General features: G+C 36.4%; 25 protein-coding genes. All 25 read left to right on the top strand.

All coding sequences use genetic code 11. The annotated features are described in order from the left end of the window. Positions 1–71: 71 nt before the first annotated feature. The 25 genes from lepA (at position 72) to recO (ending at position 25097) form a co-directional block, all read left to right on the top strand. Complete coding sequence (gene lepA, locus LPC09_RS17790) at positions 72–1895, top strand: translation elongation factor 4 (protein WP_098797508.1); 1824 nt, start codon at positions 72–74, stop codon at positions 1893–1895. Positions 1896–2003: 108 nt separating this feature from the next. Further along, a complete protein-coding gene (gene hemW, locus LPC09_RS17785; RefSeq protein WP_098797507.1) occupies positions 2004–3146 on the top strand; it encodes a radical SAM family heme chaperone HemW in 1143 nt (380 codons plus the stop codon). A 140-nt stretch (positions 3147–3286) separates the two neighbouring features. Next, positions 3287–4318 (top strand): heat-inducible transcriptional repressor HrcA, encoded by a 1032-nt coding sequence (gene hrcA, locus LPC09_RS17780; protein ID WP_098797506.1) that lies wholly within the window; start codon positions 3287–3289, stop codon positions 4316–4318. A gap of 102 nt (positions 4319–4420) precedes the next feature. Further along, on the top strand, positions 4421–4999 hold the full coding sequence (gene grpE, locus LPC09_RS17775) for a nucleotide exchange factor GrpE (RefSeq protein ID WP_098797505.1): 579 nt from the start codon (positions 4421–4423) through the stop codon (positions 4997–4999). A 33-nt stretch (positions 5000–5032) separates the two neighbouring features. Further along, complete coding sequence (gene dnaK, locus LPC09_RS17770; protein WP_098797504.1) at positions 5033–6862, top strand: molecular chaperone DnaK; 1830 nt, start codon at positions 5033–5035, stop codon at positions 6860–6862. A 157-nt stretch (positions 6863–7019) separates the two neighbouring features. After that, complete coding sequence (dnaJ, locus tag LPC09_RS17765; RefSeq protein ID WP_098797503.1) at positions 7020–8141, top strand: molecular chaperone DnaJ; 1122 nt, start codon at positions 7020–7022, stop codon at positions 8139–8141. Between the two features lie 32 nt (positions 8142–8173). Beyond that, positions 8174–9112: a 50S ribosomal protein L11 methyltransferase gene (prmA, locus tag LPC09_RS17760; RefSeq protein WP_098797502.1), complete on the top strand. Its 939-nt coding sequence runs from the start codon at positions 8174–8176 to the stop codon at positions 9110–9112. A gap of 17 nt (positions 9113–9129) precedes the next feature. Next, positions 9130–9885 carry a 16S rRNA (uracil(1498)-N(3))-methyltransferase gene (locus LPC09_RS17755; protein WP_098797501.1) on the top strand — a complete coding sequence of 252 codons (756 nt, stop codon included), beginning with the start codon at positions 9130–9132 and terminating at the stop codon, positions 9883–9885. Positions 9886–9890: 5 nt separating this feature from the next. Next, positions 9891–11252, top strand: a complete 1362-nt coding sequence (mtaB, locus tag LPC09_RS17750; protein ID WP_231307905.1) for a tRNA (N(6)-L-threonylcarbamoyladenosine(37)-C(2))-methylthiotransferase MtaB — start codon at positions 9891–9893, stop codon at positions 11250–11252. Between the two features lie 609 nt (positions 11253–11861). Next, a complete protein-coding gene (deoC, locus tag LPC09_RS17745) occupies positions 11862–12530 on the top strand; it encodes a deoxyribose-phosphate aldolase (protein ID WP_176551089.1) in 669 nt (222 codons plus the stop codon). A 236-nt stretch (positions 12531–12766) separates the two neighbouring features. Continuing rightward, positions 12767–12940, top strand: coding sequence for a 30S ribosomal protein S21 (rpsU, locus tag LPC09_RS17740; protein ID WP_015595024.1), 174 nt, complete (start codon positions 12767–12769; stop codon positions 12938–12940). 14 nt (positions 12941–12954) lie between these two features. Beyond that, positions 12955–13401: a GatB/YqeY domain-containing protein gene (locus tag LPC09_RS17735; RefSeq protein ID WP_098797498.1), complete on the top strand. Its 447-nt coding sequence runs from the start codon at positions 12955–12957 to the stop codon at positions 13399–13401. Positions 13402–13587: 186 nt separating this feature from the next. Then, on the top strand, positions 13588–14904 hold the full coding sequence (locus LPC09_RS17730; RefSeq protein ID WP_442919997.1) for an NfeD family protein: 1317 nt from the start codon (positions 13588–13590) through the stop codon (positions 14902–14904). 27 nt (positions 14905–14931) lie between these two features. Further along, complete coding sequence (floA, locus tag LPC09_RS17725) at positions 14932–15924, top strand: flotillin-like protein FloA (protein WP_098797497.1); 993 nt, start codon at positions 14932–14934, stop codon at positions 15922–15924. A gap of 68 nt (positions 15925–15992) precedes the next feature. Continuing rightward, positions 15993–16532, top strand: a complete 540-nt coding sequence (locus tag LPC09_RS17720; protein ID WP_098797496.1) for a hypothetical protein — start codon at positions 15993–15995, stop codon at positions 16530–16532. A 70-nt stretch (positions 16533–16602) separates the two neighbouring features. After that, complete coding sequence (yqfC, locus tag LPC09_RS17715; RefSeq protein WP_098797495.1) at positions 16603–16890, top strand: sporulation protein YqfC; 288 nt, start codon at positions 16603–16605, stop codon at positions 16888–16890. A 158-nt stretch (positions 16891–17048) separates the two neighbouring features. Further along, positions 17049–18236, top strand: a complete 1188-nt coding sequence (gene yqfD / locus LPC09_RS17710; protein WP_231307904.1) for a sporulation protein YqfD — start codon at positions 17049–17051, stop codon at positions 18234–18236. Positions 18237–18239: 3 nt separating this feature from the next. Next, positions 18240–19202, top strand: a complete 963-nt coding sequence (locus tag LPC09_RS17705; protein ID WP_098797493.1) for a PhoH family protein — start codon at positions 18240–18242, stop codon at positions 19200–19202. 274 nt (positions 19203–19476) lie between these two features. Then, positions 19477–21645: an HD family phosphohydrolase gene (locus tag LPC09_RS17700; RefSeq protein WP_098797492.1), complete on the top strand. Its 2169-nt coding sequence runs from the start codon at positions 19477–19479 to the stop codon at positions 21643–21645. Further along, positions 21642–22124 (top strand): rRNA maturation RNase YbeY, encoded by a 483-nt coding sequence (gene ybeY, locus LPC09_RS17695; protein ID WP_098797491.1) that lies wholly within the window; start codon positions 21642–21644, stop codon positions 22122–22124. Before LPC09_RS17700 ends, ybeY begins: the two co-directional genes overlap by 4 nt. Next, a complete protein-coding gene (locus LPC09_RS17690) occupies positions 22096–22482 on the top strand; it encodes a diacylglycerol kinase (protein WP_098797490.1) in 387 nt (128 codons plus the stop codon). The genes ybeY and LPC09_RS17690 overlap by 29 nt, the downstream gene beginning before the upstream one ends. A 189-nt stretch (positions 22483–22671) precedes the next feature. Continuing rightward, on the top strand, positions 22672–23109 hold the full coding sequence (locus LPC09_RS17685) for a cytidine deaminase (RefSeq protein ID WP_098797532.1): 438 nt from the start codon (positions 22672–22674) through the stop codon (positions 23107–23109). Continuing rightward, complete coding sequence (gene era, locus LPC09_RS17680; protein ID WP_098797489.1) at positions 23099–24010, top strand: GTPase Era; 912 nt, start codon at positions 23099–23101, stop codon at positions 24008–24010. Before LPC09_RS17685 ends, era begins: the two co-directional genes overlap by 11 nt. Before the next feature lie 157 nt (positions 24011–24167). After that, a complete protein-coding gene (locus LPC09_RS17675) occupies positions 24168–24311 on the top strand; it encodes a YqzL family protein (protein WP_098797488.1) in 144 nt (47 codons plus the stop codon). 33 nt (positions 24312–24344) lie between these two features. Then, complete coding sequence (gene recO / locus LPC09_RS17670) at positions 24345–25097, top strand: DNA repair protein RecO (RefSeq protein ID WP_098797487.1); 753 nt, start codon at positions 24345–24347, stop codon at positions 25095–25097. The last annotated feature ends 9 nt before the right edge of the window (positions 25098–25106 follow it).

Genomic DNA, 25106 nt, shown 5'->3' with positions numbered 1-25106 from the left:
GAATCTTGATTTGTCAATTGATATAATGAGAAATAGTGTATTTGTAAGCTATGTAGGAGTGAAAACATATTATGAATAGAGAAGAAAAATTAAAAAGGCAGTCGAGAATCCGGAACTTTTCGATTATTGCTCATATTGATCACGGTAAATCGACTCTAGCAGATCGTATTTTAGAAAAAACATCAGCTTTAACTCAGCGTGAAATGAAGAATCAGCTGTTAGATTCAATGGATCTTGAACGAGAACGTGGGATCACGATTAAATTGAATGCCGTTCAATTAAAATATAAAGCGAAAGATGGAGAGGAATATACTTTCCATTTAATCGATACTCCAGGACATGTCGACTTTACGTATGAGGTTTCACGAAGTCTTGCAGCATGTGAAGGAGCAATTCTTGTGGTTGATGCAGCTCAGGGAATAGAAGCTCAAACGCTTGCAAATGTATATTTAGCGCTTGATAACGATTTGGAAATCTTGCCTGTAATTAACAAAATTGACTTACCAAGTGCTGACCCAGAACGTGTTCGTCAAGAGGTTGAAGATGTAATCGGACTTGATGCATCTGAGGCAGTTTTGGCATCTGCTAAAGCTGGAATTGGGATTGAAGAAATACTAGAGCAGGTTGTAGAAAAAGTACCTGCACCACAAGGTGATCCTGAAGGACCGTTAAAAGCTCTTATCTTTGACTCCTTATATGACGCTTACCGCGGAGTTGTTGCATACATTCGTGTAGTTGAAGGAACGGTTAAAGTAGGACAAAAAATTAAAATGATGGCAACCGGTAAAGAATTTGAAGTAACTGAGGTAGGGGTATTCAATCCAAAACCCGTTCAGTTAAAAGAATTAAATGTAGGAGATGTTGGATTTTTAACAGCTGCTATTAAAAACGTTGGAGACACTCGTGTTGGTGATACAATTACCAATGCAAAAAACGGGGCAACTGAGGCGCTGCCAGGTTATCGTAAGTTAAATCCGATGGTGTTCTGTGGACTATACCCAATTGATACCGCTAAATATAATGATTTACGTGAAGCATTAGAAAAGCTTGAGCTAAATGACTCGTCTCTTCAATTTGAGCCAGAAACGTCACAAGCTCTAGGATTTGGGTTCCGTTGTGGATTTTTAGGACTACTTCATATGGAAATCATCCAAGAACGTATTGAACGTGAATTTAAAATTGATTTAATTACTACAGCTCCAAGTGTTATCTATGATGTTCATTTAACAGATGGTGAAACACTAAGAGTCGATAATCCATCTAATATGCCTGACCCGCAAAAGATTGACCGCATTGAAGAGCCTTATGTTAAAGCGGCAATAATGGTTCCGAATGATTATGTCGGTGCAGTAATGGAGCTTTGTCAGAAGAAACGTGGAAATTTCATAGATATGCAATATCTTGATGAAAATCGCGTGAACATTAATTACGAAATCCCATTATCTGAAATTGTTTATGATTTCTTTGATCAATTAAAATCGAATACAAAAGGTTATGCTTCCTTTGACTATGAATTAATTGGTTACAAAACATCAACTCTAGTTAAAATGGACATTTTATTAAATGCTGAGAAGATTGATGCATTGTCATTTATTGTTCACCGTGACTCATCGTATGAGCGTGGAAAAATAATTGTTGAAAAACTGAAAGAACTTATTCCGCGTCAACAATTCGAAGTGCCGATTCAAGCAGCGATTGGCCAAAAGATTGTGGCAAGATCAACAATCAAAGCAATGCGTAAAAACGTACTTGCGAAATGTTACGGTGGTGACATTTCACGTAAACGTAAGTTATTAGAAAAACAAAAAGAAGGTAAAAAGAGAATGAAGCAAGTTGGTTCTGTTGAAGTGCCACAAGAAGCCTTTATGGCTGTATTGCGTATGGATGAAAGCTGATTCTTTTAGATAGAATCGGATACATGCTATAATAAATTCTCTTAAGTTATATGAAAGAAAATGGATGCCGCAGCGATGTCTGCGGCTTCTTAATTAGAAGGTGAAAAAATGATTAAATCCGCATACATTCATATTCCTTTTTGCCATCATATTTGTCATTATTGTGATTTTAATAAGGTTTTTTTCAAACAACAACCTGTTGATGAATATATTGAAAGTCTTATAACAGAAATGCATTATGCTAAGGAAATTAATAAACAACAGGAGCCGCTTAAAACCATTTTTATTGGTGGTGGAACTCCTACAGCCCTATCGGCAAAACAACTTGATCGACTTCTTGAAGGTATCTCGACCGAGCTGCTGTCAACAAATGAACTTATTGAATTCGCGGTTGAAGCAAATCCTGGTGAGCTTTCTATAGAAAAATTGGAAGTGTTAAAGAATGCAGGAGTTAATCGCTTAAGTATTGGGGTTCAGAGTTTTGACGATGAGCTTCTCAATAAAATTGGACGAGTTCATCGAAAAGATGATGTTTTTCGTACAATAAAACAAGCTGAACAGGTAGGTTTTGATAATTTAAGTCTCGATTTAATGTATGCACTGCCCGGACAAACAATCGAGCAATTTAGAGAAACGCTGGAAACTGCATTTACTCTAAATGTGAAACACTTCTCAGCATATTCTTTAATCATTGAACCGAAAACAGTGTTTTATAATTTAATGCAAAAAGGAAAATTAACACTGCCACCTCAAGAGCATGAGGCGCAAATGTATGAATTGGCAATGGAAGAAATGGAGAAGCATGGCTTTAAGCAATATGAAATAAGTAATTACAGCATTCCAGGATATGAAAGTCAACATAATCTAACATATTGGAACAACGAGTATTACTATGGATTTGGTGCAGGTGCACATGGATATGTTAATGGGCTAAGAACATCTAATGTTGGTCCAATCAGAAAGTATATGGAGAACATTGATGAATCCGGGACAGCTTTTTCTGCACAAACAAAAGTGAGCAAAGAAGAAGAAATGGAAGAGCAAATGTTTCTTGGGTTACGAAAAGTAAAAGGTGTTAACAAGGAAACTTTTCATAAAAGATTTTCAGTTAAATTGGAAGAGAAATTTGGTAGTCAAATCCAAAAACTTGTTAAACAAGGATTACTGGTAGATGACGATGAATCCCTTTTTCTTACTCATAAAGGGAAGCTATTAGGCAATGAAGTTTTCCAAGAATTTTTAATTTCATAAAAACCAGACTTTATTTAAAAATTGTGAGCTTTTCATTGATAAATCAAGTATTTTATAATTGACAATTTATTTTGGTTTTGATAACTTTTTATATATATTTAGCACTCACGTTATAAGAGTGCTAACAGAGGTGATGAATAGTGCTTACAGATCGCCAATTGTTGGTTCTTCAAGTCATCATTGATGATTTTATTCATTCAGCTCAGCCTGTTGGTTCTCGATCACTAGCGAAAAAAGACGAAATTACGTTTAGCTCGGCTACTATTAGGAACGATATGGCTGACTTAGAGGACCTGGGATTTATTGAGAAAACACATAGTTCCTCAGGACGTGTTCCTTCTGAGAGGGGATATCGCTATTATGTGGACCATTTACTTTCTCCACAGAGATTAACAAAAACAGAAGTAACTCAAATTAAATCTATTTATGCTGAGAAAATTTTTGAACTAGAAAAGGTAGTTCAAAAATCAGCACAAATTTTGTCGGAAATGACAAATTATACATCGATTGTACTAGGGCCGAAAGTGAATGAAAATCGATTAAAACGAATCCAAATCGTGCCAATTAGTAAGGAAACTGCAGTTGCCATCATTGTCACAAATACTGGACATGTTGAAAATCGTACGATTACTTTCCCAGATTCACTAGAGCCAAGTGATATTGAAAAAATGGTGAACATTCTTAACGAAAGATTAGTAGGTGTTCCACTGGTTGATCTCCAGAATAAAATCTTTAAAGAAGTTGTTACTGTCTTAAAGAATCATATTGAGAACTATGACATGCTATTAAAGATCATGGCTGGTTCATTAAAGCTAGAGTCAAATGAGAAAATTTATTTTGGTGGTAAAACAAATATGCTCAGTCAACCAGAGTTTTCAGATATTGGGAGAATTAGGTCACTTTTAACAATGATTGAGCAAGAAAAAGAGTTGTATGGACTACTAAAAGCAAATTCTGCAGGCATTTCAATAAAAATTGGTAAGGAAAATGACCTTTCAGCAATGGAAAACTGCAGTCTTATTACCGCCACCTATTCATTAGGAGACAATCAGTTAGGTACAATAGCTGTGCTTGGTCCTACTCGAATGGAATATTCCCGTGTTGTAAGTTTATTAACAAGAATGACACGTGACCTGTCTAAAACTCTTACCGACTTGTATCATGGTTCTTAAGCTTGGTTATATTGATAAGGATGGAATAAGCGCTATTCCATCCGATTCCCATGCTTATAAATACTAGATATATATATCTTTCTTTAAGGGAGGTGAAAGATCGTGTCAAATGAAAAAAACGTTGCAGAACAAGAAGAAACAGTAGATACAATTGAAAACGTCGAATCAGATGCTGAAATAGTAGATGCAGATGATGTTCAAGTAGAAGAAGCTGAAGTAGTTGATGAGTCAGCTGCTAAAATTGCTGCCTTACAAGCACAGCTTGATGAAACAGAAAACAAAATGCTTCGAGCTCAAGCAGACTTTGACAACTTTAGAAGACGTGCTCGCTTAGATCAAGAGGCTGCTCAAAAGTATCGTGCACAAAGCTTAGTTTCTGAAATTTTACCTGCTCTTGATAACTTTGAAAGAGCGTTACAAATAGAAGCAAGCAATGATCAAACCAAATCATTGCTACAAGGAATGAACATGGTGTACAACCAATTAGTTCAAGCCCTGCAAAACGAAGGTGTAGAAACAATCAAATCAGTTGGTGAACAATTTGATCCACATCTACATCAAGCAGTGATGCAAGTTGAGGATGAAAACTATGATTCTAATTCTGTCATTGAAGAACTGCAAAAAGGATATAAATTGAAGGATCGAGTGATTCGACCTGCAATGGTTAAAGTAAATCAATAATTATCATAACTTACATATTAGGAGGTTCTATCTATGAGTAAAATTATCGGTATCGACTTAGGTACAACAAACTCATGTGTCGCAGTTTTAGAAGGCGGAGAACCGAAAGTGATCCCAAATCCAGAAGGTAACCGTACAACTCCTTCTGTAGTTGCTTTCAAAAACGGCGAACGTCAAGTTGGGGAGGTAGCAAAGCGTCAAGCTATCACAAACCCTAATACAATTATCTCAATCAAACGTCATATGGGTACTGACTATAAAGTTGAAGTTGAAGGTAAAAACTATACACCACAAGAAATGTCAGCCATTATTCTTCAACATTTAAAATCTTATGCAGAAGAATATTTAGGTGAGCCAGTAACAAAAGCAGTTATTACAGTTCCAGCTTACTTTAATGATGCTGAGCGTCAAGCGACAAAAGATGCTGGTAAAATTGCAGGTTTAGAAGTTGAACGTATCATCAACGAACCTACTGCTGCAGCTTTAGCATATGGTTTAGACAAAACAGACGAAGACCAAACAATCCTAGTTTATGACTTAGGTGGCGGTACGTTTGACGTATCTGTACTTGAACTAGGTGATGGTGTATTTGAAGTACGTTCTACTGCTGGGGACAACCGTCTAGGTGGAGACGACTTTGACCAAGTAATTATCGATTACTTAGTTGCAGAATTTAAAAAAGAAAACGGCATTGACCTTTCAAAAGATAAAATGGCCCTGCAACGTCTAAAAGATGCAGCTGAAAAAGCGAAAAAAGATCTTTCAGGTGTTACTTCAACTCAAATCTCATTACCGTTTATCACGGCTGGAGAAGCTGGACCACTTCACTTAGAAGTAAGCCTTTCTCGTGCTAAATTTGACGAGTTATCTTCAGATTTAGTTGAAAGAACAATGGGACCTGTCCGCCAAGCATTAAGCGATGCTGATCTTTCAGCTAGTGAAATTGATAAAGTTATTCTTGTTGGGGGATCTACTCGTATTCCTGCTGTACAAGAAGCAATTAAAAAAGCATTAGGAAAAGAGCCTCATAAAGGCGTAAACCCTGATGAAGTTGTAGCACTTGGTGCTTCAATTCAAGGTGGAGTTATCACTGGAGACGTAAAAGACGTTGTATTACTTGACGTTACTCCGCTTTCACTTGGTATTGAAACAATGGGTGGGGTATTTACGAAGCTTATTGAACGTAATACAACAATCCCAACAAGTAAATCACAAGTGTTCTCAACCGCAGCTGATAACCAAACAGCAGTAGACATTCACGTGCTACAAGGTGAGCGTCCAATGTCAGCTGATAACAAAACATTAGGTCGCTTCCAATTAACAGATATTCCACCAGCACCACGTGGAGTACCTCAAATTGAGGTATCATTTGATATCGACAAAAATGGTATCGTAAATGTTCGTGCAAAAGATTTAGGTACAAACAAAGAACAAGCGATCACAATTAAATCAAACACTGGTTTATCTGATGATGAAATCGACCGTATGGTTAAAGAAGCTGAAGAAAACGCAGATGCAGACAAAGCTCGTAAAGAAGAAGTTGAACTACGTAACGAAGCAGATCAATTAGTGTTCCAAACAGAAAAAACATTAAAAGATCTTGAAGGTAAGGTAGACGAAGCTGAAGTTGCGAAAGCGAATGAAGCAAAAGATGCTTTAAAAGCAGCGATTGAGAAAAACGAATTAGAAGAAATTAAAGTGAAAAAAGAAGCTCTTCAAACAATTGTACAAGAGCTTTCTATGAAACTATATGAGCAAGCACAACAAGCTCAGGCACAACAAGGTGGAGAAGCTGGTAATAAAGCAGCTGACGATGTTGTTGACGCAGAGTTTGAAGAAGTAAATGATGACGACAAAAAATAAGTCATATTAAGGTGAAAAGTCAAAGTCAGGGTAGGTCTTGACTTTGGCTTTTTTTGTAAAAGTGAGAGGCTTGTGATAAGCAGTAACAATATGTTGCTTTTCTTCTCTTTTGAGTGATACAATTTACCTTATGTGAGAAAATCGGGAGTGAGAAATTATGAGCAAGCGTGATTACTATGAGGTGCTCGGGTTAAGTAAGAACGCAGGTAAGGATGAGATAAAAAAGGCTTATCGTAAGCTTTCAAAGAAATATCATCCAGACATCAACAAAGAAGCAGATGCAGACGAAAAATTCAAAGAAATTACAGAGGCCTATGAAACATTAAGTGATGATCAAAAGAAAGCTCATTATGATCAATTTGGACATACTGATCCAAATCAAGGCTTTGGTGGCGGTGCTGGTTTCGGTGGTGATGGTTTTGGCTTTGAGGATATTTTTAGCTCAATCTTTGGCGGTGGCACAAGAAGAAGAGATCCGAATGCCCCAAGACAAGGTGCTGACTTACAATATACTATGACGCTGGATTTTGAAGAAGCTGTTTTTGGTAAAGAAACAACAATTGAAATCCCACGTGAAGAAACGTGTGAAACATGTGATGGCTCGGGCGCTCAAAAGGGGACTTCTCCTGAGACATGTTCGCATTGTGGCGGTAGCGGCCAACAAAGTGTTGAACAAAATACACCGTTTGGTCGTATTGTAAATAGACGAGTTTGTCACTACTGTGAAGGAACAGGTAAAATCATTAAGCATAAATGTGGAACTTGTCGTGGAACAGGTAAAGTGAAAAAACGCAAAAAAATCCAAGTGAAAATTCCTGCAGGTGTTGATGATGGTCAACAACTACGTGTATCAGCACAAGGAGAGCCAGGAGTAAATGGTGGACCTCCAGGAGATCTATATGTTGTTTTCCATGTGAGAGAACATGAATTTTTTGAAAGAGATGGTGATGACATTTATTGTGAAATGCCATTAACTTTCGCTCAAGCTGCACTTGGAGATGAAATTGAGATTCCAACATTACACGGGAAGGTAAAACTTAAAGTACCTTCTGGAACTCAAACAGGAAAAAAATTCCGCTTATCTGGTAAGGGAGTACCAAATGTAAGAGGCTATGGTCAAGGTGATCAATATGTTATTTTACGTGTGTTAACTCCTACAAACTTAACGGAAAAACAAAAGGATTTGTTAAGAGAATTTGCTGAAATCAGTGGGGCAAAGCCCGATGAACATGAAGAAAGCTTTTTTGATAAAGTAAAACGAGCGTTCAAAGGTGATTAATATTTAAAGGTTAAGGATTGGAGTTGGTAGGTATGAAATGGTCTGAATTAAGCATCCATACAACACAAGAAGCGGTGGAACCCATTTCAAATATTTTACATGAAGCTGGAGCAAGTGGGGTGGTCATTGAGGATTTAGCTGACTTAATGAAGGAACGGAGTACATCCCTCGGCGAAATCTACCAACTAGATCCAACCGATTATCCAGAAGAAGGTGTTGTTGTAAAGGCTTATCTGCCTGTTAATAGTTTTCTTGGCGAAACAGTTGAGGGCATAAAGGCTGCTATTAATAATTTATTGGTATATGATATCGATCTCGGAAGAAATCATATTACAATAAGTGAAGTGAATGAAGAAGAATGGGCAACAGCCTGGAAAAAATATTACCACCCTGTTAAAATTTCTGAAAAGTTTACGATTGTTCCAACTTGGGAAATCTATGAACCTGTGAGCTCAGATGAATTAATCATAGAACTAGATCCAGGGATGGCTTTTGGAACAGGAACACATCCTACCACTGTATTATGTATACAAGCATTAGAACGTACTGTACAAAAGGATGATACAGTTATTGACGTAGGAACAGGTTCTGGTGTTCTAAGTATTGCTGCAGGTTTACTCGGTGCAAAAAGTATTGATGCATACGATTTAGATCAAGTAGCAGTTGATAGTGCCCGTTTAAATTGTAAGATTAACAAAGTACAAAACATTGTCAATGTTTCTCAAAAAAATCTTCTAGACGATGTTGAAGGACCAGTTGATTTAATTGTATCCAATATTCTTGCGGAAATTATTGTTCGCTTTATTGATAAAGCATATGAAGTACTCAAACAAGACGGAACTTTTATTACATCAGGTATTATTCAAAATAAAAAGTATGAAGTAAAAGAAGCGCTGCAAAATGCTGGTTTTATTATTGAAGAAACTATGGTCATGGAAGATTGGGTTGCGTTTATCGCGAAAAAGAAGTAAAGAAAGAGGGAATCCCTTTGCAACGATATTTTATAGAAGCAGCTAAAGAAAATATTGAGGGAGATATCTTTATTACAGGTGACGACGTACACCATATTTCACGTGTTTTGCGTATGCAATCAGGTAATATGGTTGTCTGCTGTACGAAGGATGGCTTTGAAGCACTTTGTGAAATTGTTGAAATTACCAATGACCAAGTGAGTTGTTCTGTATTAGAATGGATGACAGTGAATCATGAATTACCAGTTTCTATTTCCATTGCGAGCGGGTTGCCTAAAGGGGATAAGCTTGAATGGATTATTCAAAAGGGCACCGAATTAGGTGCTTCTTCATTTATCCCTTTTAATGCTGCTCGTTCAATTGTAAAGCTTGAGACTAAAAAGGTCGGTAAGAAGCTTGAGCGTTGGTCCAAAATCGCAAAGGAAGCATCAGAGCAATCATATCGTAATACAATTCCATCAATCTGTGAACCATGTGATTTTCATGAACTGATTTCTATAGCAAAAAATTTCGATGTGAAAATTGTTGCTTATGAAGAATCCGCTAAACAGGGAGAAAAGAAAAACTTGGTTAAAGCATTAGACGAACTTCAGGTTGGTGGTTCCCTGCTGGCTGTGTTTGGACCTGAAGGTGGATTAACAGAAAAAGAGGTTGCAAAACTCGAGCAAGAAGGTTTTATTATTTGTAGTTTTGGCCCAAGAATATTAAGAACTGAGACAGCACCGTTGTATTTATTATCTGCTGTTTCTTATAATTTCGAACTATCGAGGTGAAGATCATGCCTACAGTTGCATTTCATACATTAGGTTGTAAAGTAAATCATTATGAAACAGAAGCGATATGGCAGCTCTTTAAAGAAGCTGGCTATGAACGCACTGACTATGAACGTGTTGCGGACGTGTATGTTATTAATACATGTACAGTTACCAACACTGGTGATAAAAAAAGTCGTCAAGTTATTCGTCGTGCCATTCGAAAAAATCCGGATGGTGTTATTTGTGTAACAGGTTGTTATGCGCAAACTTCTCCGGCAGAAATCATGGCGATTCCGGGTGTTGATATTGTTGTTGGAACTCAAGATCGTGTAAAAATGTTAGAGTATATTGAGCAATACAAAGAAGAAAGAAAACCAATTAACAGCGTTAGAAACATTATGAAAACGCGTGTTTATGAAGAACTTGATGTTCCTTCATTCACAGACCGTACAAGAGCTTCATTAAAAATTCAAGAAGGCTGCAATAATTTCTGTACTTTTTGTATTATTCCTTGGGCTCGTGGTTTAATGCGTTCTCGTGACCCTAAAGAGGTAGTTGCGCAAGCTCAACAGCTCGTAGATGCGGGTTATAAAGAAATCGTTCTAACAGGTATTCACACAGGTGGATATGGTGAGGACTTAAAGGACTATAACTTAGCTATGCTTTTAAAAGATTTAGATGAGCAAGTGGAAGGCTTAAAGCGTATCCGTATCTCTTCAATTGAAGCAAGTCAAATTTCTGACGAAGTAATTGAAGTGCTTCAAAACTCAGATAAAGTGGTTCGTCATCTGCACATTCCAATTCAATCAGGCTCAGATACTGTTTTGAAACGTATGCGTAGAAAGTATACGATGGAATTTTTTGCAGAGCGTATTGAGCGTTTAAAAGAAGCATTACCTGGCTTAGCGATTACATCTGACGTTATCGTTGGTTTCCCAGGTGAAACGGAAGAAGAGTTCATGGAAACGTATAATTTTATTAAAAAACATAAGTTTTCAGAGCTACATGTGTTCCCTTATTCTAAACGAACAGGTACGCCTGCTGCACGTATGGAAGATCAAGTGGATGAGGATGTAAAAAACGAACGTGTTCATCGCCTAATTGAACTTTCAAATCAATTAGCAAAAGAATATGCATCACAATTCGAGAATGAAGTATTAGAAGTAATTCCTGAAGAAAGATACAAAGAAGAAACAAACGAAAACTTGTATGTTGGATATACAGACAATTATCTAAAAGTTGTTTTCCCAGCAAATGAGGAAATGGTCGGAAAAATCGTGAAGGTGAAAATCACAAAAGCCGGCTACCCATACAATGAGGGTCAGTTTGTAAGAGTGATGGAAGAGACTGTTAAGGTAGAAGAAGAAGTTCGTTTAACTTCATGATAAGAGACTTTAGGTTAGGCGCGGATTCTTAGGAATTCGCGCCTAATTTTTTTGAGCATATTTGGGTCTTAACAATACGACAAGAAGATTGGCGGTGGTTTGTGTCGTTCATAAGGGTGATGAACGACAAAAGTGTAAGGGGAAGAGCGGGTAGTGTCGTTCATAAGAGTGATGAAGACCAAAAGCCAGAGAAACATAAGGGGAAGTGGTCTTCATAAGAGTGATGAAGACCAAAAGCCAGAGAAACACCAGAGGAAATGGTCTTCATATGGGTAATGAAGACCAAAAGCCAGAGAAACACCAGAGGAAATGGTCTTCATATGGGTAATGAAGACCAAAAGCCAGAGAGAATCTATAGAAAACGGTCTTCATACATATATGTGAAGAGCTACTAAAACCAAAATCCTATTCTTGCAATTTTATTTAACTTCATAACTAAAATTAACTCTTCATTCTAATTGCATTATTAAATTTCCGACCTCAAAAAAACATAAAAATGACTAAATTTCTCTAACTGGCACAAATTATTTTTATACTCGTTTTTATATATGATAAATGATAAGATGTAAGATGTCGGACAACTATCAAAAATAAAGGAGAAGATACATAATGTCTAAAATTGCAAAAATGATAGATCATACAGCTTTAAAAGCGGATACAACAAAAGAAACAGTAGAAAAGCTTTGTCAGGAAGCAATTGAATTTCAGTTTGCATCTGTTTGTGTAAATCCAACTTGGGTTGAAACAGCGGCCCAGCTTTTGAAAGATTCAGAAGTAAAAGTTTGTACTGTTATAGGTTTCCCACTAGGTGCGAACACTCCTGAGACAAAAGGATTTGAAACGAAGGATGCTATCTTTAAGGGTGCAACAGAAGTTGATATGGTTATAAATATCGGTGCTTTAAAAGATAAAAATGATGAGCTTGTTCAGCGCGATATTGAAGCTGTTGTGGAAGCGGCAAAAGGAAAGGCTCTAACAAAGGTTATTATAGAGACGAGTCTTTTAACTGAAGAAGAAAAGGTGAGAGCTTGTGAACTTGCAGTTAAAGCAGGAGCTGACTTTGTAAAAACATCAACAGGCTTCTCTACTGGCGGAGCTACTGTTGAAGATATTGCATTAATGAGAAAAACAGTAGGTCCTGATATTGGAGTAAAAGCATCAGGCGGGGTTAGAGACACTGAAGGTGCAGAGGCATTAATTGCCGCAGGAGCTACTCGTATTGGAGCAAGTTCCGGTGTTGCAATCGTTAAAGGCGAAGTATCTACATCTGATTATTAAAGGATGAATACCATAATAACAAACAATTTATTCCTTTTTGAGCATTTGTACAAACAAATGACAGGTATGTTCATAAGATAACCTTAAGATAAAGGTTTTTAATAAAAGAATAAGAATTTATTATATGAGTTGACCTGTTATAGTCATTATATTATAATATCAAAGTACATGTTTATCTATAGGCATGTTTTATTTACAAGTAGTCGATTGGTTGTATTCGGAGGGAGGGAAAGAGAATGTCAAAAACGGTCGTTCGTAAAAACGAGTCGCTTGAAGATGCTCTTCGTCGTTTCAAACGTACTGTATCAAAAAGTGGTACAATACAAGAAGCAAGAAAGCGCGAATTCTATGAAAAGCCTAGCGTAAAGCGTAAGAAAAAGTCTGAAGCAGCTAGAAAGCGCAAATTCTAAAAGAGGGTGTACGTATGAGTCTTCTTGATCATTTGAATCAAGATATGAAACAAGCGATGAAAAACAAGGAAAAAGAAAAATTAGTTGTCATTCGTATGGTCAAAGCTGCTTTACAAAATGAAGCGATAAAGCTTGGCAATAATGAATTGTCTGCTGAAGAAGAATTGACGGTTCTTTCTCGCGAATTAAAACAACGTAAAGACTCCCTCCAGGAATTCAAAAATGCTGATCGTTTGGACTTAGTTGAAAAAACACAAGCAGAGATTGATGTACTGGTCAATTATATGCCTGAGCAGCTTTCCGAAGAAGAAGTTGCAGAAATTGTTAAGCAAACAATTTCTGAGGTAAATGCTACTTCTAAAGCCGATATGGGGAAAGTCATGGGAGCACTTATGCCCAAAGTAAAAGGTAAAGCAGACGGAAGTCTTGTTAACAAGCTTGTGCAACAACAACTATCATAAATGACAAAAAGACATCTTGCTCTGCAAGATGTCTTTTATTTTATTACATAAAAAATCATTACATGACAATAAAAAAATAGCAAAGAATAAATATGTTTATAATATAATCATCTTTCACAAAAAAAGATGAAACTAATTCATCTGCATAACCGTATTACTAATAGGATATAGAAAGGGGGGTGTAAAGTGAGAAAAAGGTTTTTTCTTTTCTTGATTGTCTTCGCTTTTATATTAAGTATTTATCAAGGTTTTACTTCTATTATTAGTGCAGAATCAAATGAAAAGGTTTATATTATTCCTGTTGAAGAAACGGTTGAAAAAGGTTTATCGCAATATATTAAAAGAACCGTATCCGATGCACAGTCTCAAAAAGTTGATCACATTATTTTAGAGATTGATACACTTGGAGGGGCTGTTGATGGGGCTATGGAAATAGCTGATACTCTTCGTTCAAGTGAGATCCCGATTACTGCTTATATTAATAGAAGAGCAATCTCTGCAGGCGCCTATATTGCTCTTAATGCAAATCAAATATACATGGCACCAGGCAGTCAAATGGGCTCAGCTGCTATTATCACAGGTGATGGAAATGCGGCAGATGATAAAGCTCAGTCTTTATGGTTATCCGAAATGAGAGAGTCAGCAGAACGTAATGGTCGTGATCCAAAATATGCGCTGGCAATGGCTGATAAAGATGTAGATATTCCTGAATACGGAGCGGGTAAAGGTGATTTGCTAACTTTAGAGACAAAACAAGCACTCGAAGTTGGATATTCAGAAGGAACGGCTATTGATCGAGATGATCTACTAAAACAATTAGGTTATAATAATGCCGTGGAGATTGTAGCTGAAGAAAGCTTTGCTGAGAAAGTTGCAAGGTTTCTGACGAATCCGGTTGTTGTTCCAATTCTACTTTCAATAGGAAGTCTTGGGTTGGTTGTGGAGCTTTATTCACCTGGTTTTGGTGTTCCAGGAAGTATGGGACTTGCAGCACTTCTTTTATTCTTTTATGGTCACTTAGTAGCGGGATTAGCTGGCATGGAATCCATTATTCTATTTATTCTTGGGATTATCTTTATAATAGCCGAGTTTTTTGTCCCAGGAGGTATATTGGGAATAGTAGGATTTGTTAGCATTATCACTAGCCTATATGTAGCTTCAGGTGATTTTGTGCACATGACAATATCTCTTTTGATTTCCTTTGCTGTTTCAATAACAGCATCTATCCTATTAGTAAAGGTGTTTGGAAAGCGTATGAATATATTTAAAAAGTTAATTTTGCGTGATTCAACAAATACCGAAAGTGGCTATGTATCCAATGTATCTAGAGCTGAATTAGTTGGTGCTGAAGGAGTAGCGCTAACAACTTTAAGGCCGTCAGGGACAGCTATTATTAGTGATGAACGCCTTGATGTAGTGACAGAAGGCGGATATATTACAAAAGGAAATAAGGTAAAAGTAGTAAAAGTAGAAGGCTCACGTATTGTTGTGAGAGAATTATAAAGAAAAAACATTAGGAGGAATAACAAAATGGATGCTTCTGCAATCTTATTAATTGGACTTATCATATTGGGGCTAATCGTTTTAGGTGTTTTCTTTACATTTGTACCGATTGCCCTATGGATTTCTGCCTTAGCAGCTGGTGTAAGGATAAGTATTTTTACGCTAATCGGAATGAGGTTACGTCGTGTCATTCCAAGTAGAGTTGTTAACCCATTGATCAAAGCATATAAAGCAGGTCTTGATGTGACAACTAACCAACTAGAAAGCCACTATTTAGCAGGTGGTAATGTTGACCGAGTTGTTAATGCTTTAATTGCCGCAGAACGTGCAAACATCGAATTAACTTTTGAACGATGTGCTGCAATCGATCTAGCCGGTCGTGACGTACTAGAAGCTGTACAAATGAGTGTAAACCCAAAAGTGATTGAAACACCGTTTATTGCTGGTGTTGCGATGGATGGTATTGAAGTAAAAGCTAAAGCTAGAATCACTGTTAGAGCAAATATTGAACGACTTGTCGGTGGTGCTGGTGAAGACACGATTATTGCCCGTGTTGGTGAAGGGATTGTAAGTACAATTGGTTCATCAGATAATCACAAGAAAGTACTTGAAAACCCTGATTTGATTTCCCAAACTGTTTTAGGAAAAGGACTTGACTCAGGTACAGCCTTTGAAATTCTCTCGATTGATATTGCGGATGTTGATATCGGTAAAAATATTGGTGCAGAATTACAAACAGAGCAAGCTGAAGCAGATAAAAAGATTGCTCAGGCAAAGGCAGAAGAACGAAGAGCAATGGCTGTTGCACAAGAACAAGAAATGCTTGCACGTGTTCAGGAAATGAAAGCTAAGGTTGTGGAAGCAGAAGCGAAAGTTCCGCTAGCTATGTCTGAGGCTCTTCGTTCAGGTAATATTGGTGTTATGGATTATATGAATATTAAAAATATATCCGCAGATACAGACATGAGAGATTCAATTGGAAAAACAAATAAAGATCATAATGATTCAGATCAATACTAAGAAGCGTTATCAATAAAAGGGATTGAGTACTCAATCCCTATTCCTCATTAAAAAGGAGGGAGTAAAGAGTGGATATAACAGAAATTTTCACAAACCCTCTTGTCTGGGCGGCTTTAGCATGGCTCTTCTCTCGCGTTTTCACTTCTAAGACAAAAGAAGATGAAACGAATCAAAAACAACCAACTAAACAAACGGTTTCTCCGCAGGATACTAGGCAAGATTCTAGGCCAAGTCCAAGGCCAAATCCAAGACCGAATCCAAGGACTAGCTCTAGACCAAATCCGAGGCCTGTCCCGAAACCGGTTATGACAACTGTAGAAACAAAACCAAGAGAAGAAAACAGGCCACCTCTTCAAACCGTACAAGAGGCTTATGAGAAGATGAAACGCAATCCTGTTAAAGATGATAGGGTAAATACTGTAAAAGAGCGTCTTGGTAAACCTCAAGCCTTAAAAGAGGAGAAGTTACCAAAAGTTAACCGAAATGTAAATCGTAATCAGCTTATTGTTGATCAACAAAGTGCTGCTCAAGGTGTTATCTGGAGTGAAATTCTAGGGCCACCTCGTTCAAAAAATCCACATTACACCCAAAATAAAAGACGATTGTAACTTAACAAATAAACGTGTTATAAGACTCCGGTTTCTCTCATACATATGAGATGAAAGGGGGTCTTTTTTTATGGCAAAAAAATGGCGCCAGCAATTAACGAGATGGATAACAAATAACATTGAACTCCCGCCGGATGTCATGATGGATCTTCCTAGAATTACGATGGTCGGACAGCTGCATATTTACATAGAGAATCATCGAGGACTCCTTACATTTACTGATACTGAGCTTCGCCTATTACTAAAGCAAGGTCAGCTTTTAATTAAAGGTGAAGCCTTTGTCATAAAAACAATACTTCCGGAAGAAATTTTATTAGAAGGTAAGATAAGCCAAGTTTCATACCTTGATGAGTCTTAAATGTTTTTACTCCTATCGTTCGTAATTGGAAAAGAACTTCATGTAATCATAAGGAATATCTAAGTGAATTTGTCTAGTTGTCTGCTGTGTTTCAGCAACACGGCAGACAAGTATATATCTCTTTTTTATTGATGTGTTTCTTAAACAGGGGGATGAGTATGAAGAATCAATGGACGAGTTATTTGTTTGGTGTAGTGAAAGTGAGTATTAGTGGAAGAGGTACAGAGCGGTTTTTAAACGATTGTATCCGAAACAATATTGTGGTGTGGAATGTTAAACGATATGAGTCAGAAAGTTTAAGTTTTTTTATACGCCTTCAAGATGTACATGCTTTACGAGCTGTTGTAAAGAAAAATGAATGTAAATGTAGGTTTGAAAAGAGGCTGGGCTTTCCTTTTTTCGTTAAAAAGTCATGGAAAAATAATGGTTTTGTTTTAGGATTACTTGCATTTTTACTGGTCATTTTTGTTTTATCTAATATGATTTGGGGAATAAAGGTCGAAGGTGCATCACCTGAAACAGAACACTTAATAAAAAAAGAATTATCTAGTATCGGAGTTAAAACCGGAAAGTTCCAATTCTTGGTTGAAAATCCAGATGATATTCAAAAGACTTTAACAGATAATATACAACAAATTACATGGGTTGGAGTAGAGTTAACAGGTACAACCTATCATCTAAAAGTTGTAGAAAAAAATCAGCCTGAGGAAGAAGAGTTAGTAAGTCCAAGACATATTGTGGCACAGAAGGAAGCTGTTATTAAAAAGATGTTCGTTGAACAAGGTCAACCGCTAACAACCTTAAATGAACATGTTTCAAAGGGACAGGTATTGGTATCCGGTTTGATTGGTAAAGAAGATGAACAGAAGAAAGTTGCTGCTAAGGCTGAGATATTCGGGGAAACTTGGTATAAATCTTCAATAACAATTCCATTAAAAACGACTTTTGATGTGTTAACTGGGGAAGCTAAAGTTAAACATTATCTTCAATTTGGTTCATTTAGAATTCCAATATGGGGATTTGGAGCTAGTAAATTTGAATCTTTTGAAGTTGAAGATGATGTTTATCATGTCAAATTTTTAAAGTTTACACTTCCTATTGCCTATGTGAATGAAACATATCGTGAAAAGGAACAGATAAAAAGAGAATATAGTATTGAACAAGCAAAAGAAGCTGCATTAGATAGAGGACGTAAAGATATTGAAGACAAATTGGATGAAGAAGAAAAGGTCATAGGTGAAAAAGTTTTGCACCAATCGAATGAGAATGGTAAAGTTAAGTTGACAGTTCTTTATCAAGCGATAGAAAATATTGTAAAAACCACACCAATTGTTCAGGGAGATTAAAGAATGCCAGAAGAATTAGTGACAATGAATCAACAAGTAGAAAATCCAAACGAAGCAATTGCTCTATTTGGTAACCATGATCTTCACTTAAAACGAATCGAAGAAGGTTTAAATGTTTCGATTGTAACAAGAGGAGAAGGAGTTTATGTTTCAGGAAGTGCGGAGAATGTTAAACTCGTCGATGAACTTCTTAAATCACTGCTTCTCATTATTAGAAAAGGTATTAACATAAGTGAAAGAGACATTATTTATGCCATTAATATGGCGAAAGAACAAAAGTTAGATCAGCTGGAAAATCTTTATATGCAGGAAATTGGAAAAACGGCTAAAGGAAAGTCTATACGCGTAAAAACCTTAGGTCAGCGTCAATATATTTCTGCTATTCAAAAAAAGGATTTAGTTTTTGGAATTGGCCCTGCAGGAACGGGAAAAACGTATCTAGCTGTAGTAATGGCCGTTAATGCATTAAAACTTGGCTCTGTTAAACGCATTATTTTAACAAGACCAGCTGTGGAAGCCGGAGAAAGTTTAGGATTTCTACCGGGAGACTTAAAGGAAAAAGTTGATCCTTATTTAAGACCATTATATGATGCTCTTCATGATGTATTGGGAATGGAGCATACCCAAAGGCTGATTGAGCGTGGGACAATTGAAATTGCACCCTTGGCATATATGAGAGGTAGAACATTGGATGATGCTTTCGTCATTTTAGACGAAGCACAGAACACTACGCCAGAGCAAATGAAAATGTTCCTAACAAGACTGGGATTTGGCTCCAAAATGGTTATAACTGGTGATATTACTCAAGTGGACCTTCCAAAAGGAGTCAAATCAGGCTTGGCTACCGCAAAAGATATTCTCACAAATGTTAGTGGATTATCATTTGTGATTCTTGAGCAGTCAGACGTTGTTCGACATCCACTTGTAGCTAAAATTATCTCGGCATATGATGAAAATTCAAAATAAGAAAAATGACCCGAGCACCCTTAATCGGGTCATTTTTCTTTGAAGTAAGGATTAAGATTTGTGCATCAGTTAATTGAATAAGTTATTAATTCATAAGGCACTTTCGCCTTTATCCTTTTTAAGGTATTGTTTATGAAAGTGCTTGCACTTTTGTTCTTTTTTTGTCATATTTTGTCTTAACAGTTGAACATTTTTCGATAAAAATGAATAATGGTAGTAGAGAATTGTTTATAGCGGCTTTTCTTTGGAAGGTTGTTAGAGGGTGGTGCCAATCATGAAGAAAAAAAATGCCAATTCAAAGGAAAATAAAAGAACGAACAAAGTGGTAGATAAGTTAAATAGTTACAAGTTTCTACATATTTTTTTGTACAGCATATTAGCCGTTATCTTATTTGTTGCTCTGTATAGTAATGTAAAGCCCGAAACGCTGGATATTGAGCTCTTTACTGTTTCAGACCAGACAATTTATGCTCCTACAACGGTGGAAGATAAAGTTGAGACAGAAAGAAAACAACAGGAAGCATATGATTCAGTAGAGGATCAGTATGTTTTAAAAAAGGAAATCTCAGAAAAGCAAGTAGATCTTGTTTCGTCTATCTTTGACACTGTAATAGAAGTTAGAAAAGAAGAAGAAAAAGGCAATGAAGAGGGTGCTTCAACTACAACGTCAAATGAGAAAGTTGAGAAAATTAGAGGGAAATTAACAGAATCGATTAACAAGAAAATTCCGGCTAACACATTTGTATCATTAGTTGAAACATCTGAAGATGAACTTGAGTTAGCGAAAGATGCTGTTGTAACAGCTGTGAATAATATAATGAGCAAAGAAATACCTATTGTTCAATTAACAGAAGCAAAAAAGCAGGTCGAGGATGAGCTCCAATATACATCGTTGCGACCAGAAGTTTCTGAATCAGCCACAACTCTTGCTAGATTTGCAATCACGCCAAACTATGTGTTTGACCTTGAAGCAACAGAAGAACAAAGACAGTTAGCTGTAGATAGTGTAAAAGAAGCGCAAATAAAACAAGGGCAAATTTTAGTAGAAGAAGATGAACTCATTAACCGTGAAGTTTATCGAAAACTTGGCCTTGTTGGTTTATTAGATGATCATCAATCTTTTAAACCATTTTTGGGACTCGGTTTATTTATTCTACTAATTTTGGCTGCGGTTGTTTATTTTTTCGAAAAGAAAGACAGTCCGATTTCAAGAAAAAACAATTCTTTGTTATTATATTGTTTAATCTTTGCTATTACGATTTTATTAATGAAAATTGTCAGCTTATTTCAAAAGATTGATTATACACATATTGGTTATATCGTTCCGGTTGCAATGGGAGTGATGCTGGTTAAATTATTATTAAATGAACGATTAGCCATTTTAACTAGTATGATCTTTGCTGTTTGTGGAAGTGTTATATTTAATGAAGGAATAACAGGCAATTTTAACTTTTCTATCGGAATTTATTATCTTTTTGGCTGTCTTGCAGGGGTGTTGTTTTTAGGTGAACATAACCTGCGTTCAAAAATCTTACAGGCAGGTTTATTTGTTGCTGGAATCAATGTGCTAGCTCTTACAGCCATTATGCTTATTCGTAATGGTGGATATTCTAATATGGAAATATCCTCGTATTTTGTAATGGCATGTGCGTCAGGTCTTGTGTCTTCGGTATTGACGATAGGTTTTATGCCATTTTTTGAAACAGGTTTTGGCATACTATCAACGATGAAGCTAATTGAGTTGGCCAATCCTAATCACCCTTTACTAAGGAAAATTTTAACGGAGACCCCAGGAACATATCATCATAGTGTTATGGTTGCTAATTTATCAGAATCTGCTTGTGAAGCTATTGGTGCAAATGGACTTCTTGCAAGGGTGGCTGCTTATTATCATGATATTGGAAAAACAAAACGTCCACAGTATTTTATTGAAAATCAGATGAATATTGAAAATCCACATAATAAGCTATCTGCACAACTTAGTAAAAATATCATCATTTCCCATGTTACAGATGGCGTGGAAATGTTAAGAAAGCATAAAATGCCAAAGGAATTTGTTGACATAGCTGAACAGCACCATGGGACAACACTTTTAAAGTATTTTTATCATCAGGCTAAGCAAACGAATGATTCCATCTATGAGGAGGAGTTCCGTTACCCAGGTCCAAAGCCACAAACAAAAGAAATTGCGATTATCTCGATTGCGGATAGTGTAGAAGCTGCAGTACGCTCTATGTCAAACCCTACTCCTGAAAAGATTGAAAAGCTGGTCAGGTCAATAATTTCTGATCGATTACAAGATAATCAGTTAGATGAATGTGATATAACATTAAAGGAACTGGATATTATTGCTAAGTCTTTTTGTGAGTCATTAAAAGGAATTTTCCATTCTAGAATTGAGTACCCTGAACTAACAAAAAAACAGAAGGTGAAGAAAGAATGAGATTATCTATCGATAGTCATGATGAAACAAATGAATTAACTGAAAAGGAAATACATACAGTTGAAGAACTCCTGCAGTTTGCTGCTGAACAAGAAGGTATAACAGAAGGTGCTGAGATCTCAGTCACATTCGTTACAAATGAACGTATACAAGAAGTAAACCGGGAATATCGAGACAAAGATCAACCTACAGATGTTATTTCATTTGCTTTAGAAGAGATGGGAGAAGGCGAGGTTGAAATTGTAGGTATAGATCAGCCTAGAATGCTTGGAGATATCATTATATCGATTCCTCGTGCCAAAGAACAGGCTCAGGAATATGGTCATTCATTTATGAGGGAGCTGGGGTTTTTAGCCGTACATGGTTTTCTTCATCTTTTAGGTTATGATCATATGACAGAAGCTGATGAAAAAGAGATGTTTACTAAACAAAAGGATATTTTAAATCAATATGGACTTAAAAGATCCGAAACTATCTGAATGGAAGCGTTTTTTTAAAAGCTTTATATATGCCTGGTCCGGTATTACTCAAACCTTTAAATCCGAGAGGAATTTTCAAATCCATGTTTCTATCTCCTTCATCATGCTGATAGTGGGAATGATTCTTGGGTTTACAACATTTGAATGGGTCCTTCTCTTGTTTTTGCTCGGTGGTATGCTTTCGTTAGAATTGATCAATACCGCTTTAGAGCATGTTGTAGATTTAATTACACCAGATTATCATCCGCTTGCAAAAGCAGCAAAAGATGCTGCGGCTGGAGCGGTTTTGGTATATGCGTTTCTTTCGGTTATAATTGGTGTAATTATTATATGGAGTCATCTTAAATTATTTTTATAGCTATGAGCTGTCGAAGCGAGATAGCTTACCCATTTTAAATCAGGCCTCTTTCACTGAAAAAAGATTTTTATCTTTAAAGACAAACCTTTTAGTGTATTAAATACACTGTCCGAAAATTCTTACAATTAAATTACAAAGTTTGAATTAGGCGTGAAATTTAACCGGAAATTAGGTAAAATAAAAGAGAGAATTAGTCATTCTCTTAGAGAAAGGAAGAAAGATTTAGTGAACATTGAACAACTCATCGAAGAAGCGAAAGCAGCAAGGGAAATGGCTTATACTCCCTACTCAAAGTTTAAAGTAGGTGCAGCTTTATTAACAAAGGATGGAAAAGTTTATAAAGGCTGTAATATTGAAAATGCTGCTTACAGCATGTGTAATTGTGCTGAGAGAACAGCAATATTCAAAGCATATTCAGAAGGTGACAAAGAATATACAGCTATAGCTGTTGCAGCAGATACCGTTAGACCTGTTCCACCTTGTGGTGCTTGTCGTCAAGTTATTGCTGAGCTTTGTCCAAAAGATATGAAGGTTGTATTAACGAACCTCCAAGGTGATGTTTCAGAACTTACAGTTAGTGAATTACTACCAGGAGCTTTTTCGGCGGAGGATTTACATGAATCATAATCAATCTTTCAAATCAGGATTTGTATCAATAATAGGAAGACCAAACGTAGGAAAATCTACTTTTATCAACAGGGTGATTGGTCAAAAAATTGCTATTATGAGTGATAAGCCGCAAACAACTCGTAATAAAATTCAAGGGGTTTATACAACGAATCATTCTCAAACAATTTTTATTGACACCCCAGGAATTCATAAGCCAAAACATAAGCTTGGCGATTTTATGATGAAAGTAGCACAAAACACGTTAAAAGAGGTTGATTTAATTTTATTTATGATTAATGCAGAAGAAGGGTATGGACGTGGTGATGAATTCATCATTGAGAAGTTAAAGCAAACAAACACACCTGTTTTTCTAATTATTAACAAAATAGATCAAATCCATCCTGATCAACTGCTGCCTCTCATTGAAAAATATAAAGAGTTATATCCTTTTAAAGAAATTGTTCCCATTTCAGCACTGCAGGGAAACAATATTGATACGTTACTGCAACAGATCGAAGCTGTCCTACCGGAAGGGCCGCAATACTACCCGGAAGACCAAGTGACAGATCACCCGGAACGATTTATTATTACAGAGCTAATACGAGAAAAGGTTTTACATTTAACAAGAGAAGAAATTCCACATTCCATTGCAGTGGTAATGGATACACTTGAGCGCCGTGAAAACAATGCTGCAATATATGTTGGTGCAACGATAATTGTCGAGCGTGATTCGCAAAAAGGTATTGTAATTGGTAAACGTGGGAGCATGCTAAAAGAAGTAGGTCAAAGAGCACGAGTCGATATTGAAGCATTGTTAGGATCTAAAGTGTTTTTAGAGCTTTGGGTAAAAGTGCAAAAAGATTGGCGAAATAAAGCTTCACAGCTTCGTGATTATGGATTTAGAGAAGATGAATACTAAAGCGTTTAGGATGAAACAATAACAAAAAAATAATCGTATTCATGAAAAGCATTAGTAAAAATTGTTTAACATGAAATGAAGAAAATAAGGTCAAGATAACTATAAAGAAATTGGATTTATTGCTTGCTAGTCTTAACAACTGAAAGGTGGGGTTTATATGTTGGATTTTACCTGGAAGGTTTTTTCGCAAACAGGTAGTATTGATACGTATCTTCTTTTTAAAGAGTTAGAAAAGGAGAATGATGAAGGACCCGATTCTCAAGATGATGAACTAGCTGAACTAGATTTTCCAATTTCCTGATCTTGCCTGAACCTTTGAAAGGTGAGGGGAAATTTGCTTCAAAAATGTGAAGGAATTGTTATACGTTCTACCGATTACGGTGAAACAAACAAAATAATAACATTATATACGAGAGAACTTGGAAAAGTTGGGGTTATGGCAAGGGGCGCTAAGAAACCTAATAGTCGCCTTACGTCAATTACCCAACTTTTTACGTATGGGACGTTTTTGTTTCAAAAATCCAGTGGTTTAGGTGGTTTGCAGCAGGGAGAAACAATTTTGTCATTTAGAAGTATTCGAGAAGATATTTTTTTAACAGCATATGCTTCATACCTAGCTGAGTTACTAGACAAAAGTACTGATAATCTAGACAGAAACCCTTTTTTGTTTGAATTATTAAAACAAACCCTTCAATTTCTAGATGAAGATGTAGACCCGGATATTCTGATTCATATTTTTGAAATGAAGATGTTGCCAGTGTTAGGGTTGCAACCGCAGCTTAATGCTTGTTCTATTTGTGGTCAAAAAGATGGAACATTTCATTTTTCCATACGTGAGGGAGGTTTTTTATGTCATCGATGTTTTGAAAATGATCCTTATCGATTACAGATATCACCGATGACAGTAAAGCTCCTCCGTCTATTTTATTATTTTGATTTAAACCGATTAGGAAATATTTCTGTTAAACAGGAGACGAAGAATGAATTGAAAATGGTCATCAACTCCTATTATCAGGAATATACAGGTCTTACAATTAAATCAAAGCGTTTTTTAGATCAAATGGATTCTTTAAAGGGAAAGTTATAGAAGGACGTT

Source organism: Metabacillus sp. B2-18, from assembly GCF_021117275.1.
Lineage (GTDB): Bacteria > Bacillota > Bacilli > Bacillales > Bacillaceae > Metabacillus.
The sequence above is the reverse complement of the archived record's forward strand: the minus strand, read 5'-3'. Positions and strand labels throughout refer to the sequence as shown.

Excerpts from the sequence above, each read along its gene's own strand:
- lepA (WP_098797508.1), top strand. The coding sequence starts at position 72 with ATGAATAGAGAAGAAAAATTAAAAAGGCAGTCGAGAATCCGGAACTTT.
- hemW (WP_098797507.1), top strand. The coding sequence starts at position 2,004 with ATGATTAAATCCGCATACATTCATATTCCTTTTTGCCATCATATTTGT.
- dnaK (WP_098797504.1), top strand. The coding sequence starts at position 5,033 with ATGAGTAAAATTATCGGTATCGACTTAGGTACAACAAACTCATGTGTC.
- dnaJ (WP_098797503.1), top strand. The coding sequence starts at position 7,020 with ATGAGCAAGCGTGATTACTATGAGGTGCTCGGGTTAAGTAAGAACGCA.
- prmA (WP_098797502.1), top strand. The coding sequence starts at position 8,174 with ATGAAATGGTCTGAATTAAGCATCCATACAACACAAGAAGCGGTGGAA.
- mtaB (WP_231307905.1), top strand. The coding sequence starts at position 9,891 with ATGCCTACAGTTGCATTTCATACATTAGGTTGTAAAGTAAATCATTAT.
- deoC (WP_176551089.1), top strand. The coding sequence starts at position 11,862 with ATGTCTAAAATTGCAAAAATGATAGATCATACAGCTTTAAAAGCGGAT.
- rpsU (WP_015595024.1), top strand. The coding sequence starts at position 12,767 with ATGTCAAAAACGGTCGTTCGTAAAAACGAGTCGCTTGAAGATGCTCTT.
- LPC09_RS17735 (WP_098797498.1), top strand. The coding sequence starts at position 12,955 with ATGAGTCTTCTTGATCATTTGAATCAAGATATGAAACAAGCGATGAAA.
- floA (WP_098797497.1), top strand. The coding sequence starts at position 14,932 with ATGGATGCTTCTGCAATCTTATTAATTGGACTTATCATATTGGGGCTA.
- yqfC (WP_098797495.1), top strand. The coding sequence starts at position 16,603 with ATGGCAAAAAAATGGCGCCAGCAATTAACGAGATGGATAACAAATAAC.
- yqfD (WP_231307904.1), top strand. The coding sequence starts at position 17,049 with ATGAAGAATCAATGGACGAGTTATTTGTTTGGTGTAGTGAAAGTGAGT.
- LPC09_RS17705 (WP_098797493.1), top strand. The coding sequence starts at position 18,240 with ATGCCAGAAGAATTAGTGACAATGAATCAACAAGTAGAAAATCCAAAC.
- LPC09_RS17700 (WP_098797492.1), top strand. The coding sequence starts at position 19,477 with ATGAAGAAAAAAAATGCCAATTCAAAGGAAAATAAAAGAACGAACAAA.
- ybeY (WP_098797491.1), top strand. The coding sequence starts at position 21,642 with ATGAGATTATCTATCGATAGTCATGATGAAACAAATGAATTAACTGAA.
- LPC09_RS17690 (WP_098797490.1), top strand. The coding sequence starts at position 22,096 with ATGGACTTAAAAGATCCGAAACTATCTGAATGGAAGCGTTTTTTTAAA.
- era (WP_098797489.1), top strand. The coding sequence starts at position 23,099 with ATGAATCATAATCAATCTTTCAAATCAGGATTTGTATCAATAATAGGA.
- LPC09_RS17675 (WP_098797488.1), top strand. The coding sequence starts at position 24,168 with ATGTTGGATTTTACCTGGAAGGTTTTTTCGCAAACAGGTAGTATTGAT.